13 protein-coding genes are annotated in these 17,412 nt (G+C 47.5%); all 13 read right to left on the reverse strand.

Annotated features, from left to right (window positions below):
* Positions 1-18 precede the first annotated feature (18 nt).
* Positions 19-1,422: a UDP-N-acetylmuramoyl-tripeptide--D-alanyl-D-alanine ligase gene (locus ACIFQM_RS06545; protein ID WP_430042228.1), complete on the reverse strand. Its 1,404-nt coding sequence runs from the start codon at positions 1,420-1,422 to the stop codon at positions 19-21.
* Positions 1,422-2,909, reverse strand: coding sequence for a UDP-N-acetylmuramoyl-L-alanyl-D-glutamate--2,6-diaminopimelate ligase (locus ACIFQM_RS06550; protein WP_430041772.1), 1,488 nt, complete (start codon positions 2,907-2,909; stop codon positions 1,422-1,424). Before ACIFQM_RS06550 ends, ACIFQM_RS06545 begins: the two co-directional genes overlap by 1 nt.
* Positions 2,910-2,965: 56 nt before the next feature.
* Entirely contained in the window at positions 2,966-4,882 is a 1,917-nt protein-coding gene (locus tag ACIFQM_RS06555; protein ID WP_430041771.1) for a stage V sporulation protein D, read from the reverse strand.
* A gap of 83 nt (positions 4,883-4,965) precedes the next feature.
* Complete coding sequence (locus ACIFQM_RS06560) at positions 4,966-7,317, reverse strand: penicillin-binding transpeptidase domain-containing protein (protein ID WP_430041770.1); 2,352 nt, start codon at positions 7,315-7,317, stop codon at positions 4,966-4,968.
* A 64-nt stretch (positions 7,318-7,381) separates the two neighbouring features.
* The gene (locus tag ACIFQM_RS06565) at positions 7,382-7,762 is read right to left on the reverse strand and encodes a hypothetical protein (protein ID WP_430041767.1); all 381 of its coding nucleotides are present in this window, start codon (positions 7,760-7,762) and stop codon (positions 7,382-7,384) included.
* Between the two features lie 24 nt (positions 7,763-7,786).
* Complete coding sequence (gene rsmH, locus ACIFQM_RS06570; RefSeq protein WP_044648183.1) at positions 7,787-8,737, reverse strand: 16S rRNA (cytosine(1402)-N(4))-methyltransferase RsmH; 951 nt, start codon at positions 8,735-8,737, stop codon at positions 7,787-7,789.
* A gap of 17 nt (positions 8,738-8,754) precedes the next feature.
* Positions 8,755-9,192: a division/cell wall cluster transcriptional repressor MraZ gene (gene mraZ / locus ACIFQM_RS06575; RefSeq protein WP_007431201.1), complete on the reverse strand. Its 438-nt coding sequence runs from the start codon at positions 9,190-9,192 to the stop codon at positions 8,755-8,757.
* A gap of 334 nt (positions 9,193-9,526) precedes the next feature.
* Positions 9,527-10,792 carry an adenosylhomocysteinase gene (locus ACIFQM_RS06580; protein ID WP_430041764.1) on the reverse strand — a complete coding sequence of 422 codons (1,266 nt, stop codon included), beginning with the start codon at positions 10,790-10,792 and terminating at the stop codon, positions 9,527-9,529.
* Between the two features lie 44 nt (positions 10,793-10,836).
* On the reverse strand, positions 10,837-12,468 hold the full coding sequence (bshC, locus tag ACIFQM_RS06585; protein WP_430041762.1) for a bacillithiol biosynthesis cysteine-adding enzyme BshC: 1,632 nt from the start codon (positions 12,466-12,468) through the stop codon (positions 10,837-10,839).
* Positions 12,469-12,590: 122 nt separating this feature from the next.
* Positions 12,591-13,532, reverse strand: a complete 942-nt coding sequence (locus tag ACIFQM_RS06590) for an ABC transporter ATP-binding protein (protein ID WP_430041760.1) — start codon at positions 13,530-13,532, stop codon at positions 12,591-12,593.
* 11 nt (positions 13,533-13,543) lie between these two features.
* A complete protein-coding gene (locus ACIFQM_RS06595) occupies positions 13,544-14,494 on the reverse strand; it encodes an ABC transporter permease (protein WP_430041758.1) in 951 nt (316 codons plus the stop codon).
* A 4-nt stretch (positions 14,495-14,498) separates the two neighbouring features.
* On the reverse strand, positions 14,499-15,431 hold the full coding sequence (locus tag ACIFQM_RS06600; protein WP_430048661.1) for an ABC transporter permease: 933 nt from the start codon (positions 15,429-15,431) through the stop codon (positions 14,499-14,501).
* 198 nt (positions 15,432-15,629) lie between these two features.
* On the reverse strand, positions 15,630-17,333 hold the full coding sequence (locus ACIFQM_RS06605) for a peptide ABC transporter substrate-binding protein (protein WP_430041757.1): 1,704 nt from the start codon (positions 17,331-17,333) through the stop codon (positions 15,630-15,632).
* Between the last annotated feature and the right edge of the window lie 79 nt (positions 17,334-17,412).

Consider the following 17,412-nt stretch of genomic DNA (forward strand, 5'->3'; position numbering starts at 1 on the left):
GTCTCCCTCTCGTCAACATCATTTCTGTAGCGGACCGTTTTTCAGCGCATCCACAATTTCTTCCAGTCGCATCCCTCGGGATGCCTTAACCAGCACGATATCATCGGCACGGAGGTAAGCTTGCAGATCTTGAATCAGTTCTTGCTTATCCTCATAAGCATGTACGTCATCAGACGGCATGGACGCTTGCGCCCCATGCGCAATGGACGCCCCCAACACACCGTAGGTGAACAGCATATCTACGTCATGTTTCGCTGCAAAAAGCCCGATTTCCTCGTGGAATTTCTTTTCCTCGGGACCCAGCTCCAGCATATCGCCAAGCACGGCGATTTTACGTCCCTTTGTTTCGTAACCGGATAACGTCTGAATTGCAGCTTTCATTGAAGCCGGACTGGCGTTATAAGCATCGTTCAGCAGGGTAAGCCCATTGGTGCAGCTCACAACCTCAATGCGCATGCCTGTCAATTTCAATGCCGACAGCCCTTGGCGCACATGGTCTGCATCCACCCCAAAATGACGCGCTACCGCCAGTGCTGCCAAACCGTTCACTACATTGTGCTGCCCAAGCAGCGGAAGCCGGAAAGCATCCTTGCCGGATTGGGCTGTCGTGAATAGACTACCTACTCCATCCGTAGTTATTCCAGTTGGATAATCATCGTTATCCGCAGACATTCCGAACGTGAACAGCTTCAAGCCGTCAGGCTTAACCGTTTCGGGTTCCGCAAGCACTTGCGGCAATAGCGGTTCATCTCCATTGTAAATCAGCAAGCCGCCGGATTTGAGACCGCTGACGATTTCCAGCTTTGCTCGTGCAATTTCCGCACGGGAACCGAGCTGGAGCAAATGCGCTTCGCCAATGTTCGTAATGACCGCTACATCAGGCTGGGCAATATCAGTCAGCAGGCGGATTTCCCCACGTCCACTCATTCCCATCTCCAAAATGAGGATGTCCGTATCCTGCGGCATGGACAGCACGGTTAAAGGCAAACCGATATGGTTGTTATAATTCCCTTCGGTTTTGTGTACTTTAAAGGTCGTGCCCAACAGAGCGTTGACGATGTCTTTTGTCGTCGTTTTGCCGTTGCTTCCAGTAATCCCTACGACAGATACACCTGTCTCCCGCAAATATGCAGCCGCAAGACGCTGGAGGGCCACCAAAGTATCATCTACTTCAATCGCATTCCCTGCAGGAGGTGCACCGTGATCCTTTTGCCATAAAAAAGCAGCTGCGCCTTCTCCGCTCACAATCTGCTGCACATAATCATGCCCGTCAAACCGTTCACCCGTGAGTGGAACGAACAGCCCCTGGGACTGTGGCTTGCGTGAATCTGTATAAACGCCCTCAACCATTCGTTCGGGGTCCGCCTCTATGTGAAGCGTTCCCCCACTTATGGAGGCGATTTGACCGATTGTTCTTTTCATCACTTGGATAAACCCCTTATCGCTTCTTTGGCTACGATGCGGTCATCGAATTCATGCACCGTTTTTCCGATCAACTGGTAGGTCTCATGACCTTTTCCCGCAATCAATACTACATCGTCAGGGCTTGCCATTTCAACAGCTTTATGAATAGCAGCTCTACGATCTATGATCAGCTCGTAGCGTTCTACAGGTATACCTTGGTCAATCAGCCCTTGCTCGATGTCTTTCAAAATGGCTTCCGGGTCCTCTGTCCGCGGATTATCCGAGGTAATAAAAGCATGATCGCTGTATTGAGCAGCAATTTTTCCCATCAAAGGACGTTTCGTACGATCCCGATCCCCGCCGCACCCGAATACACACCATACTTTGCCAACTGCAAACTCCTTAACAGTGCGAAGCACATTTTCCAGTCCATCCGGTGTATGGGCATAGTCCACGATAACCGCAAATGGCTGACCTGCGTCTACAGGCTCTACCCGCCCATCTACGCCTGCTATGGACTCCAGGCTGTGCTTGATATCAGGCAGAGCCACTCCTTCCAGCAAAGCGGCCGTGATGGCTGCCAATGCGTTATACACATTGAACTTGCCCACCATGCGCAGCTCAATATCGGTATCTCCTTTAAAAGTAGAGACATGGAAGGATGTGCCCTTGGCACCTACAGCGATATGGGATGCCTGCACATCCGACTCCTTTTCCACGCCGTATGTAATCACTTGGGCTGCAGTGATAGCCTGAAAATAGGAGGAGGCCGGGTCATCCGCATTCAGAACAGCATATTTACTGTCCGACGCATCCCGCGAAAAGGTATTTCCCAAGCGAGAAAACAACAATCCTTTGGCCGCACGGTACTCCTCCATCGTGTTATGGTAGTCCAGATGATCCTGCGTCAGGTTCGTAAAAATAGCGGTGCGAAAATCAGTTCCTTTCACGCGCCCTTGCTCCAGTGCATGTGAAGATACCTCCATCGCACAGCATTGGACCCCTTGCTCCGCCATATTTCCAAGATAGCGTTGCAGCTCTACCGCCTCGGGTGTGGTACCGGACATAGGGTAGGACTGACCACCGTAACGCATTTGAATAGTGCCAATCAGTCCAGTGTTCACTCCGGCATCGTTCAAGATTTTTTCAATTAGATAAGTTATGGTTGTTTTGCCATTCGTCCCGGTTACGCCGATCATGCGCATGCGGCGGCTCGGTGAATCAAACATATAATTCGCCAAAACCGCCATTGCGTACCTGGCATCCTTGACTATGAGTTGTGGCACAGATACATTCAATTCCCGTTCCACAACCAAAGCTGTCGCCCCAGACGCAACTGCCTGCTGCGCATAATCGTGTCCGTCAACCGTAAAACCGGGCAGACACAGAAATAAATCTCCCTGCTGTACCCGGCGTGAGTCCGCCCCGATTCCTCGGCAGTCCACTGTACCGTCCCCCACAATGCGGGAGGCAGCCAGCAGTGAAGCCAATTGTTGAAGCTGCATCTTTCATTCCTCCATTGCTCTCTCGTTAATCATAGTATGGGTATAAAAAGAACCTATCAATCCCCCATATATATACGGATTGTTGATCCCCGCTCCAACCGGGAGCCTGGCTTTGGTGCCTGACTGACAACCGTCTTGCCTGACCCGGATTTTACGAGCATAAAGTTCATATTCAAATCTTCGTATAAATCAGCCACAGTAGCACCTACCAAATCCGGCACCGTATCCATTCGATTTTCCCCGTACTTGTATTCCTTGGCAATCTGATTGGTACGAGGTGGTATTTTCAAAGCAAGCAGCGAATCCCGCAAAATATTTTGCACGATTGGCGCAGCGACTACACCGCCGAATTGAATGCCCTTTGGGTTATCCACAGCGGTATAGACGACTATTTGCGGATCATCCGCCGGGGCAAAACCGATAAAGGATACAATATGCTCCGAGGATGAATAACGTCCGTTGATCACCTTTTGCGCTGTGCCTGTTTTGCCTCCCACCCGGTAACCCTCAATAAAAGCGGGGCGGCCTGTGCCTTTCGCAACGACGCTCTCCAGCGCTTCCCTCACCTGTCGGGAGGTATCCTCTGAAATGACTCTGTGCACCAGTTCAGGCTCTACTTTTTCCAGCACCTTGCCTGTCTCTGGTTGAATCCAGCCTTTTGTAATGTGAGGTTTATACAGATTGCCGCCATTGATCGCAGCCGACACAGCCGTCACCTGCTGAATCGGAGTGACAGATACCCCTTGACCAAAGGCAGTTGTCGCCAGTTCTACCGGTCCTACCTGGGGTAACTTAAATAAAATACCATTCCCCTCGCCAATCATGTCAATGCCCGTTTTACTGCCGAACCCAAAATTGCGAATATACTTGAACAGCGATTCCTTACCTAGACGCTGACCCAGTGTCACAAAGCCTGGATTACAGGAGTTTTCCACGACTTGAAGGAAGGTCTGGCTGCCGTGGCCTCCTTTTTTCCAGCAGCGCAGGCGAACCCCGCCAACTTCAATGTAACCCGGATCGAAAAAGTGATCGTTTTTGAGATTGACCTTCTTTTCTTCCAATGCAGCGGCCAAAGTAATAATTTTAAAAGTAGAGCCTGGTTCATATGTCATCCAAATCGGCAGATTTCGATTGTAAATTTCAGGTGCATATTGTTTATATAGCGCAGGCTCATAGCCTGGTCGCCCGGCCATGCCCAATATCTCCCCATTCTTGGGGTTCATTGCGATGGCCAACGCGGAATTAGCCTGGAATTTGACCATAGCCTGGTCAAGCTCCCGTTCCATGATAGACTGTACAGACTTATCAATGGTCAGTTGCAAGTTCAGACCATCCTTTGGTTCAACGTACTTCTCAGAAGAACCGGGCATCAGGCGACCGCCTGCATCGGATAGATACGCAATGCTTCCGTCAATACCCCGAAGCTTGCTGTTGTTCTTTTTCTCTACCCCCGTCAACCCCTGATTATCAATTCCCGTAAACCCGAGAATATGAGCCGCCAAATCGCCATAAGGATAATAACGTTTGTTGTCTTCAGCAACAACGATACCCGGCAGCTTCAAATCACGAATTTGCTGCGCTTTCTCCATCGTAATTTTTCGTCCGCCGGGCTGAAGTTTTTGGCTTGCTGTTCGTTTGGTAATCAGCTTGAGTACTTTATCCTCGCTCATGTCAAGCAAGGGCGCCAGCCTGCGCGCCGTTTCTTCCGGCTCCTTGATCTGCACCGGTATCGCCATGACTGTCGGCGAAGTGACATTATAGGTCAGCGCCATACCTTGCCGATCCAAAATTTCGCCGCGTTTGGCGGCAAAAGGTATATTCCGGCGCCACGATTCCTCGGCCTTGGCCGAGAGTTCGCCCCCTTTACCCAATTGAACATAGGCGAGCCGGACCGACAAGGCTGCAAACAATACAAACAATCCCAGCAGCCCCCATACCAGCCTGCGCCGCATGGTCACGTTAGATTTCTTCAAACGCGCTCCCCTCCGTTCCTCCAAATACTCATGACATGTCTTACCTCATGAATATTCAAAAAAACGGACGTTAGAACAAGCTATCAGTTATCCTCACCTTTAATTGCAGCCGCACTTTTTTCATCGGCTACAGCGGAGCTCCCACCTTTGGAAGTCTCCCTGCTGGAGCTTGCACTCGCAGTGGTATCAGTTTTTGAATCGGTACTCGTTTTCACTGTACTGTCTTTTTGTTTAGATGCTACGCCGGTAGTTGGGTCCGATGTTTCCTCCGGCTTTACTCCGGTCACGGTTTCTTTAGCCGGCTGGAGCGTCACATTGACGATCCGCTTGCCACTCACCATTTGTGCCTTTTGCGAGACAACATAACCTTCGCCGCTTACCTGAACGCCCACCTTCATGAGCGTCAACACTTGCAGCGTGTCACGCAACGAGACGCCTGTAAAGTCGGGAATGGTCATGTTGGCACTATCCTCAGTCAGCAAATAAATGCGTTGTCCCGGCTTCATTTTGACGCCTGCCTCCGGATACTGACGGACAATTTTGGAGCCTTTGCCGACCGTTTCATAGGCAATCCCCTGTTTGAGCAATGCGTTTTGCGCATCCTTCTTCACCTGACCGGTTAATTGTGGCACTGTCGGCAGATTCACCGTTTTCACAGTAGCACTGTCTGATTTATTCGCTTTGGCTCCTGTTTTGGGAACTCCCATATATTGCAGCGACTGGGATACGATTTTTTTGAACACAGGGGCTGCTGCGGTACCTCCACCTACCGATTTGTTAGGTTCATCCATAACAATCAGGACAGCTATTTTCGGATCATTCACGGGTGCAAAGCCGATAAAGGACACGACATCCTTCGAATGGTCATACACTTTGCCCACAACTTTCGTCGCTGTGCCTGTTTTACCAGCAACACGATACCCATCAATATAAGCAAGACGCCCGGTGCCAATTTCTTGGTCAGACACGACCTGCTCCAGATAGCTGCTGGTCTGTAATGCCGATTCCTGCGAAATCACCTGGCGGACTTCCTTCGGTTGAATCGTCTGTACTTCCCCTGTATCCGGGTTCGTAATTTCCTTCACCAGATGAGGCTGCATCAGCTTACCACCGTTAGCAATGGCCGAGATAGCCACTACCTGCTGGATTGGAGTTACCTGAACACGTCCGTGTCCATATGCAGCCGTTGCGACTTCGGATTTGTATTGGGTGTGGAACGTAATGGCTCCGCTAGACTCACTCGGAAGATCAATCCCTGTTTTCACACCAAATCCGAAGTTGTTAATATATTTCCTCAACCTTTCGCCGCCCAGCTTATCCAGCCCCAGATGGACGAAACCGACGTTACTTGAACGCTTAACCCCTTGAAGATAGGTTAACGTTCCCCAATTTCGACTCACGTCACGAATATCCCATCCCCCGACTCGGATCATACCAGACTGATAGGTTTCATTTGGATTGAACACCTTTTCCTGAACTGCCGCAGCCAAGGTTACAATCTTAAACGTGGAGCCTGGCTCATAGATGGACTGAGTTGCATTATTACGGAAATATTCCATCGAAGATGTGCTCCCGTATGTATTGGGATTAAAATTGGGGTAACTTGCCATACCGAGAACGTCCATCGTTTTGGGATCTGCTGCTACAACCGTCATCGTTTTCGGATTGTATGTTGCAATAGCTTCCTGCATAGCGCCCTCTATATAATACTGAATTGTATCATCAATCGTCAGCTTTAAATTCTTACCATTTTGTGCCGGTTCATAGATGCTCTCCGATCCCTGAAGAGGAACTCCCTTTCGATCTCGCTGATAAAGAAGCTTTCCAGCCGTACCCGAGAGCTCTTTATTATAATAAGCTTCCAACCCCATGCCTGCTGTACCATCTTTACGGTAATAGCCAAGAACATGAGAAGCCAGTTTATTTTCCGGGTAATAGCGTTTGGATTCCTGAACCGTATCCACAGCTCCAATCACTTCGTACTTATCCTTTAAATATTCTTTGAACCTATCCACCTGAGTTTTGAGCTCAGGATCTACCTTCCAGCCTCCGTTACGGATCTCGCGGTTTATTAAATATTTACCGTCTTTGTCCTTGGCCGAGAGATGCTTTCTCAGTTCGTCCTCAGGTGTTTTGAGCAGCTGATGCAGTTTGGCTACGACCTCGTTTTCCAGATCATATTCCTGAATGATGCTTGGGTTGACCACTACCGTATAAGCAGGGGCATCTGCAGCCAGTACATTTCCCTTGCGATCCGTAATCGTTCCGCGCTTGGGCTGGATCACCTGGTCTCTTTTCACCTGCGTAACTACCTGATTATGCCAGTATTCCCCGCTCACGACCTGAATCCAAAATACCTTAAGTAGCAGAACAAGAAAAAAGAGGGTAATACATCCCCCTATCAGCAGTGTGCGAAGCTTTATTCTTTTGACCATAGCTCAAACCTCTCTGCGAAAAAATGTACGTCAGAGCATAGCTTGATGCTATGCTCCTAACTAACTATTTGGCAGCCTGCTTTTCCACACGAATGGGCTCTCTTGTCGGCTCGATATATCCCTGTTCCTTTGCCGTAGGTACAATCTGATTTTCCAGCCGTTCCTTCTGAATTTTCAGTTGGGCGATATTGGTCTGTAATTTGGAAATGTCCTTGCTCGCTGTATTAATCGAATAATTGATTTGATAAATGTGCGCGTACCTGCCAATCAGCATACCAGCAATGATAATGCACGCTACAAGTGTCAAAATATACAGCAGCTTTTCCCGAATCGGCAGCTCTCTGCGGCGTGTAACGACTTTGGTGGTTTCACGATACCGTTGTTGCTGAACCTGTTCCTGACGGGCTCTTTCTTTTACAGCCAAATTACCGCGTGTATAAGCCATGTCGCCTCTCCTTCTCCATTAAATTCATAATTTCTCGGCAACTCTCAGCTTGGCTGACCGGGACCGTGGATTAAGCTCCAATTCCTGCTCTGATGCCACAATCGGCTTACGATTCACCAGCTTTAGATCGCCTATCATTTTGTCCTCCAAAATAGGCAAATCAGATGGATATATGCTTCTCGCCAAATACTCCTTGAAAATATGCTTGCATATCCGATCCTCCAGAGAATGGAACGTAATGACCGAAATTCTGCCCCCTGGAGCCAGGCATTTAACTGCCTGATGCAAAGTATCTTCCAGTGCACCCAACTCATCGTTTACAGCGATCCGCAAAGCCTGAAAGCTGCGTTTGGCCGGATGTCCCCCGGTTCTGCGTGCCGCAGCCGGAATTCCTTCTTTGATAATATCGACAAGTTCCCCTGTTGTGTGAATAGGCTTGTTCTTTCGACGTTCAACCATAATCTTCGCGATCCGGCGTGAAAACTTCTCTTCTCCATAGTGAAACAAAATACGCGCAATCTCTGCTTCTGGCCATTCATTGACAATCTCGTAAGCCGTCAGCGAGCTACTCTGATCCATCCGCATATCAAGCGGCGCATCATGATTGTAGCTGAATCCCCGCTCCCCCTCATCGAACTGGGGCGAGGACACACCCAGATCGAACAAAATACCCTGGACCTGTGGGACGCCGTCTTTTTCGGGCAATCCCAGTTCAGCCAGCCTGTCCTGCAAGTGGCGAAAGTTGGACTTCACCAATGAAATCTTTCCTTCGTAGGCCGACAGCTTCTCGCGCGCATTGTTCAATGCCCAGTCATCCTGATCAAAGGCAATCAGCCTTCCCTCAGGGCCAAGCTGTGACGCAATGACGGAACTGTGTCCTGCCCCTCCCAACGTGCAGTCCACATAGATCCCGTCCTGCCTGATGTTTAGTGCCTGTGTTGCTTCTTCCTTGAGTACGGTAATGTGGTGAAACAAACGGCTGACCTCCTAAATTACAATTCAAAGTTGAAATCAACCAATTTCTCAGCAATGTCGTTAAATGCTTCTTCTGATTGGCTGAAATATTGCTCCCAAGTGTGCTTGCTCCAAATCTCTACCCGGGTAGACACTCCCAATACGACGCACTCTTTGGTAAGCTTGGCGTATTCGCACAAATTCCCCGGTAAATTTACCCTGCCCTGTTTGTCCAATTCGCATTCAGTCGCGCCCGAGAAAAAAAACCGGGTAAACGCCCGCGCATCGGCCTTCATCAAAGGCAGTGCTTTAAGTTTTTTCTCCATGACAGCCCACTCATCCATGGGATACACGAAGAGGCATTGGTCCAGCCCGCGGGTAACCACGAACGAGGCACCGAGAAGTTCACGAAACTTGGCCGGAACAGTAAGCCGCCCCTTCTCATCAATGCTATGTTGGAACTCCCCCATAAACATTGGTTTCGTCACCCCTTACCCCATTCTCCCACTTTGGCCCATTTTCCACCACCTAAGCATAATAGATTCGCTTTAAAAAATCAAAGACCTTCTTTACATTTCCAAAAAGTGATAAACGACAAATCCATACGATGATGTCTATTATTGTCGCCAAGTATCATAACTCGCCAAAAAGCCCCTTATTCCATGAGACGAACTCCCGACAATATGCATCAGGTTTCGAAACAACATGAAAATAAAGGGCTTAGTCCCATTCATCATACCAACCTATACAGACACCTGTGTTACACGTTAAAACCTTTGAACCCGGACATTGTGATCGGCAATGCTCAAGTTATGCATTCCAGCTATCCAGATAGACCTTTTGGTCCTCTGTTAAAGAATCAATTTGGATTCCCAGGCTATCTAGCTTGAAGCGGGCTACCTGCGCATCAATTTCATAAGGTACATTAATTACGGCTTTGCCCAACTCATTATAACGATCGTTCACATATTTCAAGCCAAGCGCCTGAAGCGCAAACGTGGTATCCATGATTTCCGCAGGATGACCATCCGCCGCAGCCAAATTCACGAGGCGTCCTTCTGCCAGCAAATACATTTTACGTCCATCCTTGAAGCGGTACTCCTCAATGTTACGACGCACCGTCCGAATGGATTCGGAACGTTTGGCAAGCTCAGGCTTACTAACCTCCACATCAAAATGCCCCGCATTGCACAGCACAGCCCCGTCCTTCATGACATCAAAGTGCTCCCCGGTAATTACGGCTTTGTTGCCAGTCACCGTAATGAAGAAGTCACCCAGCTTGGCTGCTTCCACCATCGGCAACACATGGAAACCATCCATATGCGCTTCTACTGCCTTGATAGGATCAACTTCGGTTACGACCACATTGGCTCCCAGCCCTTTCGCACGCATCGCAACCCCTTTACCACACCAGCCATAACCCACCACGACGACCGTGCTGCCTGCCACAACCAGGTTGGTTGTGCGAATAATGCCGTCGAATGCTGACTGTCCAGTACCATAACGATTGTCAAACAAATATTTGCAGTAAGCATCATTAACGGCCACCATCGGGAAGTGGAGTTGACCTTCTTTTTCGAGCGCCTTCAAGCGGATAATCCCGGTAGTCGTTTCCTCCGCCCCACCGCGGATGGTAGAAATCAAATCAGGGCGTTCGGATTGCAAGAGAGTAACCAGGTCGCCCCCGTCATCAATAATAAGGTCCGGCTTCGTTTCCAGCGCCTTAATTTGCAAGCTTTTAAACTCAGCAGGGTCCGGATTGTATTTAGCCAAAACCGTAACTCCATCTTCAACCAATGCTGCGCAAACATCATCTTGAGTGGACAACGGATTACTACCCGTAATTGTAACCTCAGCCCCGCCCGCCTGTACTACTTTAGCCAGGTAGGCCGTTTTGGCCTCCAGATGCAGACAGATGGTTACCTTCAGACCCTTAAAAGGCTGCTCCTGCTCGAACTGTTGACGTATACGGTTCAATACCGGCATATGGGCTTGCACCCAATCAATTTTCAGATGACCCTCAGGCGCCAGATTAAGATCGTGAACGATGCTGTTTTGCAAAGAATGGGAAGTCATATTTGTTCCTCCTTCATATTGGTTGTAGCTGTTAACATGCTAAATCATACATAAATGACACGATGCGTACCCGTCAGATCGGTCGGCACATCCATAATCATATCGATCAGGCTGAGACCGTAACGGTTTAGAAAATGATAGATCGTATACACCCGTTCCTGGGGCTGTCCGAACGGAAAAAGTGACCACTCGATGCGATCCCATTGACGAAGCGCTGTTTCATTTTGCCGGAACAGTGCTCCCTGAACTTTTGCTTCCAGATAGGCAATCTGCTCCAGAATCTTTTCACGGTTGGTTTCCCCAATCCGAAGCAAACCTTTTTCAATCAAGCCTGACTGCTGTATCAGTGGTTCATACATTCGGACAAAAGCTTCCTTGGCCCCGGCAAATTGCTCCTGCATTCCAAGTTGATCGTGGGTGACAACCCATTGCTTTTTCCGTTCCTCAAGCCCGTCTCTAACTTCTCCAAAGCTCAATTCGTACTTAAGCATATGCTTCTCCACACCTGGCTCCACCAACATGAAGGACATCCGTGGCAGCAGTAGTGGCATCTGCATCCCCAGCACGCCGAAAGCGTCGCGTGTAATCGCCCAGTAGGCAATTTCTCCTAGACCCAGCACAGAGGCCAGCACTGGAAACAGTGAGTCCTGCATAAGAGGGCGGGTTAGGACATTGTTACTAAAACGTTCTGGATGCCTGTCTGTCTCTTCGAGCAGTTCTTCGACTGTAAATGCTACCTGACCGCGGCGATCCGTGAATAGACCATCTTGCTTGAACAGCAGTAAGCGTTCTTCTTCATGGATATAAAAGAGATTGGCGCCGCCTTCATGCACATCTGCTTGCAAATGATAGCCATAATCTACAATCCGTGCAGCAGTCGCATGGTAAGCTTGCTCCAGCTCATCATTGTGTTGAACCAACCGACGGAAAACGGATGTCTCCAGCTTGCGCAGCGAAGGATCAGCTGAATCCAGCAGCACTAATCCGTAGGCACCAAAAAGAAGTCCCATCAACTTGGCGAAACCTTCACCTAATCCGTAAGAATCATTGAAACCATGCTTAATCATGCGTAAAATATCAGCCTTATGCTCTGAGTCAGGCAAGCTTTGCTCTAAATCAGCCATAGCTTGCTTCCACTCTGCGGCATCGACCTTAATCGCACTAACCGAAGAACGACGTTCCGGCTGCTTATTCAGCTTGATTTTGACTGCTTGCAGGTCATTCCCCATTACATATGAATGATTGACCTCATCCCAGTCATGATCCTCACCCGCAATCCAGAAAACGGGAATAACTGGACGCCCCAGCCGCTCCTCCGCTTCCCTGGCCGCCTTAATAATCGTAGCAGCTTTGTAAACGACCAGCATCGGACCTGTGAACAGTCCACTTTGCTGCCCGCCAACTACCACCAGAGCGTCTAGCTGTTCCAGCCGATCCAATGAAGCATGAACTGCCTCGTGTGCGTTGTATTGCTCATTGTATATGCGGAGACATGCTACGACATCGTTACGATTTAATCGCAGATGCTCCGTCTCATCCAGGCGCTTCGCTCGTTGGGCATAAGCATCGGCATGCAGAACATCATATTCATACAAATCGCGTGCGCGTCCTGTACCCTGTATGTAATCTTCTGCCAAAGCCGACCCTCCGCGAAGCTCTTCCGGAATTATTCTCATGGGTCTGCCTCCTGTCTCCACCAAAACCTTACTGCTTGATTGTACCGAAAGCCCTTGTCCGCGTCAAAGCTTCTCACAAAAAAACCGCCGAGCAAACTCGGCGGTTGGTGCATAAAACAACATCAGGCGTAAGGCTCAGCTACAAAATGCCCTTTGGACACTTCGATCAGCTGAGCATTTTCCAGGTTATAGCCTGACTTATTGCCGGTTGCATCATTTGTATGAATGGGGCCAGCTTGATCACCAGGCATAATAATCCGTTTTTTGTTGGCTTCCACTTCCGGGTCGGGAATCGGAATGGCCGACAGAAGCATTTTCGTATAAGGATGGATCGGGTTTGCATACAACTCCGCGCTTTCTGCAAGTTCAACCATTTTACCCATATACATTACAGCTACCCGGTCACTGATATGCTTGACCATTGACAGATCATGCGCAATGAACAGGTATGTCAGACCAAGACGCTCTTGAAGCTCTTTTAACAGGTTGACAACCTGAGCCTGAATAGACACGTCAAGAGCTGAGATCGGCTCATCACAAATGATGAATTTAGGGTTAACCGCCAGCGCGCGGGCAATACCGATACGTTGACGCTGACCACCGGAAAATTCGTGCGGATAACGGGTTGCATGATCCGGGTTCAAACCTACCAAATCCAGTAACTCTTCAATCCGTTTTTTGCGCTCTGCACGGCTACCTGCCATGTTGTGAATATCCAGTGCCTCACCGATAATATCAGAAACCGTAAAACGCGGGTTCAAGGATGCATACGGATCTTGAAAGATCATCTGCATATCACGGCGCATAGCTTTCATTTTGCCTGATGATAATTTGTAGATATCCGTACCGTTGAAGCGTACGCTACCTGCTGTAGGCTCGTATAATCGAAGAATGGTGCGGCCCGCTGTAGATTTACCACAACCTGATTCACCAACCATACCTAGTGTTTCGCCTTCGCGAATATAAAAATTCAGGTTGTCCACCGCTTTGAGCACACGGTTTTTGCCAACATTAAAATACTTTTTAAGACCTTCAACCTCAATTAAATTGTTGCTACTCACCATGATCTCACCTCCTATTTCTTCAGCTTCGGATCAAGTGCATCACGCAATCCATCACCAAAAAGGTTGAACGCAAGCATAATTAAACTGATCAAACCTGCCGGAAAAAGCATGCGCCAAGGATAGTACATCCATCCTGTCAATGCTGATTCAATCATTGAACCCAGCGAAGCCTGAGGAGCCTGTACCCCTAATCCCAAGAAGCTCAGAAAAGCCTCGGAAAAAATAGCACTTGGAACCGTCAAAGTCAGTGTGACGATAATCGGGCCCACAGCGTTAGGCAATAGGTGACGGAACAGCAGACGGCCTGCACCTGCACCCATCGAGCGGGAAGCAAGCACAAATTCCCGATTTTTCAGCTGTAGCATTTCACCACGCACAATCCACGACATGTTAATCCACCCGGTCACACAGAGCGCAATAATAATCGTCGTGATACTTGGCTCCAGTACAACGAGTAGCAGGATCGTAACAAGCAGATATGGAATGGAATACAGAATTTCAGAAAATTTATTCATGATTTCATCTACACGGCCACCAAAGTAACCCATAATTCCACCATAAATAACACCAATCATCAAGTCAATCATTGCTGCGGCCAAACCGATAACCAAGGAAATTCGGGCACCCATCCATGTACGGACAAACATATCACGCCCCAGATCATCTGTTCCGAACCAATGCTCCGCCGAAGGAGGAAGATTGGTGCTCAACAAATCATTCGTACGGTCATCGTATGGCGAAAGCATCGGACCAACGATCGAAGCAAGTACAATAAAAATCAGAACGCTCAGGCTTGTCATTGCCAGTTTATTTTTACGAAGCCGTTCCCAAGCATCACGCCAAGCGGATAAGCTTTCACGCTGAATAACTTCAGACTGCTTCTCATCCGCGCCGATTTTCTGAAAGTCTTCCGGTTGTACCTGAAGCTTCTCCAAATTCACAGCATTGTCTTTCACAGACATAAAGTTATCCCTCCTTCCCGCCGGTCAGCTTAATCCGTGGATCAATAAAACCGTATGCAATATCAGTAATAAAACGTGCCACCATTAGCAAAATGCCGTAAAAAATAGTAACTCCCATAATCATGGTATAGTCACGGGTCGTAATACTGTCTACGAATACTTTACCAATACCACCAATCCCGAAAATACGTTCAATAACGACGGAACCCGTAATAATATTTGCTGTCATAGGCCCCACATAGGTAACAACCGGCAAAATGGCGTTACGTACAACGTGTTTGAACATTATCGTAACAGGCTTCAAACCTTTAGCCTTAGCAGTCTTGATATAATCCGCATGAAGCACTTCCAGCATGCTGGAACGCGTTAGTCGAGCGATAAAAGCAATTGGCGAAGCGGATAAAGCTACAACAGGCAGGAAATAATCCATTGGACCATCAAAGCCCATGACATTAAACCAACCTAACTCCTGTGCAAAGAAGAACTGAATCAACGATGCCAGGACAAAGCTGGGAACCGCAATCCCCATAATCGCTAAAATCATTGCGACGTTGTCAATAAGCCTGCGATGGTATAAAGCTGCGAGCATACCTAGCAAGAGTCCGACAATAATCGACACAATTATGGCGACAAAGCCCAATTTAAGCGATACCGAAAAAGTTTGTCCAATAATGTCAGTAACACTTTGGTTCAGCTTTTTCATGGAAATACCAAAATCACCTGAAGCAATATCACCTAAGTATTTGAAATATTGGACATATACAGGCTTATCCAGCCCATATTGCTCCATTAACCGGGCTTGAATCTCAGGAGAAGTCGCTTTTTCACTCATGAAGGGGTTACCCGGAATTGCTTTCATGAGAAAAAACGTCGCAGAGATCAGAATGAACAAGGAAAGCAGCATATAGAAAAATTTACTGATCAAATAACGCGTCATTGCCCGTTTACACCCCCCATAAATTTTTTTCGACACCATTCGATTTTATCGAAATAGAATTGGAATGTCCAACCTACTTATTTGCATGGTTACATGATAATGGAAAAGATCATGACACACAAAAAAAAACGGGATATATATGGTTGTATCCACATATATATCCCGAAGTAACTATTAAACTTCAGAATTGAGCTTCAGTTACTGTGTAATATACGCTCTTGTGAAATCAATCGCTCCACTAAAGTCAAGAGTTATGTCTTTTACATTCGGTTTCGTTAAAGAAACATTTGAATAGTAGTAGATCGGAAGCATAACCATATCGTCTTGAACCAGAATTTTCTCTGCTTTTGCGAAATCTTCCATGCGTTTTGCTGGATCGGTTTCTGTCTTAGCTGCTTCAATCAAAGCATCATATGCAGGATTAGCGTAGCCAGAATTATTATTAGTGTTGCCTGTTGTCCACATATCCAGGAATGTCATTGGATCATTGTAGTCGGCAGACCAACCACCACGAGCGATTTGGAAATTCAGCTTGTTACGTGTTTGAATAAATACGCCCCACTCTTGGTTTTGGGTTTTAATTTCCACACCAAGGTTTTTCTTCCACATATCAGCGACTGCCAAAGCAATCTTTTGGTGACTTTCACTGGAGTTATACAGCAAAGATACAGGAGGAAGTGTAGTTACGCCTTCTTCTTTCATACCTTCTTGAAGTAATTTTTTCGCTTCAGTAAAATCTTCTTTGAAGAAATCATCTTTATTTTCGGTACGGAACTCCTGAGAAACTCCTTTGATACCTGGAGGTACAAAGCCGTAAGCAGGAATTTGACCACCCAATGTTACTCTCTCAACAATCGGTTGGCGTTGAATAGCCATCGCAAATGCTTTGCGGATTTTAACATTATTAAATGGTTTTTCAGTTACGTTAAACAAATAGTAATACGTACTTGCAATCCCTTTAGCCTTAAACTCATTCGGCAGTTCTTTTTTCACAGCCGGAATTTGGTCTGTAGGAATTTCACCGCTTGGCATACCTGCATAATCAAGTTGTCCACTTCTATAAGAAGCCAGTTCTGTTGCACCACTGTTTACAAGAGACATTGTAATTTTGTTCAACCTGATTTGATCTTTGCCCCAATAGTTTTCACTCTTGGTAACTTCGATCTTTTGACCGCTGTCCCAAGTTGTTAAAGTGTAAGGTCCATTGGTGATCATGCTGTCTTTCTGAACCGCCCACTTTTCATTACCCTTAATAGCAGGGTTTACAGGATAGAAGGTGTAGAAAGAAGTCAAGCCCAGGAAGTAAGGAGTTGGGTGATCCAGTTCTACTTGCAATGTATGGTCATCAACTGCTTTGACACCTACATCTTTGAAGTCTGTAATTTTAGTGCCTTTAAAAGATTTGGAAGTGCTCAGGTTGTAGCCCTCAGCATTTTTTATATAGTACAATTGGTAAGCATATGGAGGTGCTGGAGCCGTGGAAGGATCCAATACCCGTTGCCAAGCAAATACGAAGTCACTTGCTTTGACTGGGTCGCCATTACTCCATTTTGCAGTATCACGAAGCTTGAACGTATAGGTTTTGCCGTCATCGGAAATATTCCAAGATTCAGCTACACCAGGAATTTCTTTGCCATCAGGACCCATACGTACGAGACCTTCATACAAAGTTTTGAGAACCGTGTTCGTTTGACTATCCTGAGCTTGTGCCGGATCGAAGGTTGGCGGTTCGGAAGAAAGGTTAATGCGCAAAATTTGTTTGTCGGCCGGAGCCGGCGTAGTTGATGCATTTTCTTGTGCGCCCTTACCATTGTTATCGTTCTTGGCAGAGCCACAACCTGCGAGCAGTGCGCCAACTGCAAGAACGAGTGTCAAAAGGACTAAAAAACTTTTCCTTTTCATCTAGCGTTTTCCCCCTAGTTCTAAAGTGGTATATGTTTATAGATTATACAACCAGCGGTCAAAAAAATCTACATCACAT

This window comes from Paenibacillus sp. NRS-1782 (assembly GCF_050467685.1).
GTDB classification, from domain to species: Bacteria; Bacillota; Bacilli; order Paenibacillales; family Paenibacillaceae; genus Paenibacillus; species Paenibacillus terrae_A.

What these genes read in the sequence shown, in the direction of transcription:
- ACIFQM_RS06545 (WP_430042228.1), bottom strand. Translation starts at nt 1,422, where the DNA reads ATGAAAAGAACAATCGGTCAAATCGCCTCCATAAGTGGGGGAACGCTT.
- ACIFQM_RS06550 (WP_430041772.1), bottom strand. Translation starts at nt 2,909, where the DNA reads ATGCAGCTTCAACAATTGGCTTCACTGCTGGCTGCCTCCCGCATTGTG.
- ACIFQM_RS06560 (WP_430041770.1), bottom strand. Translation starts at nt 7,317, where the DNA reads ATGGTCAAAAGAATAAAGCTTCGCACACTGCTGATAGGGGGATGTATT.
- ACIFQM_RS06565 (WP_430041767.1), bottom strand. Translation starts at nt 7,762, where the DNA reads ATGGCTTATACACGCGGTAATTTGGCTGTAAAAGAAAGAGCCCGTCAG.
- mraZ (WP_007431201.1), bottom strand. Translation starts at nt 9,192, where the DNA reads ATGTTTATGGGGGAGTTCCAACATAGCATTGATGAGAAGGGGCGGCTT.
- ACIFQM_RS06580 (WP_430041764.1), bottom strand. Translation starts at nt 10,792, where the DNA reads ATGACTTCCCATTCTTTGCAAAACAGCATCGTTCACGATCTTAATCTG.
- bshC (WP_430041762.1), bottom strand. Translation starts at nt 12,468, where the DNA reads ATGAGAATAATTCCGGAAGAGCTTCGCGGAGGGTCGGCTTTGGCAGAA.
- ACIFQM_RS06590 (WP_430041760.1), bottom strand. Translation starts at nt 13,532, where the DNA reads ATGGTGAGTAGCAACAATTTAATTGAGGTTGAAGGTCTTAAAAAGTAT.
- ACIFQM_RS06595 (WP_430041758.1), bottom strand. Translation starts at nt 14,494, where the DNA reads ATGTCTGTGAAAGACAATGCTGTGAATTTGGAGAAGCTTCAGGTACAA.
- ACIFQM_RS06600 (WP_430048661.1), bottom strand. Translation starts at nt 15,431, where the DNA reads ATGACGCGTTATTTGATCAGTAAATTTTTCTATATGCTGCTTTCCTTG.
- ACIFQM_RS06605 (WP_430041757.1), bottom strand. Translation starts at nt 17,333, where the DNA reads ATGAAAAGGAAAAGTTTTTTAGTCCTTTTGACACTCGTTCTTGCAGTT.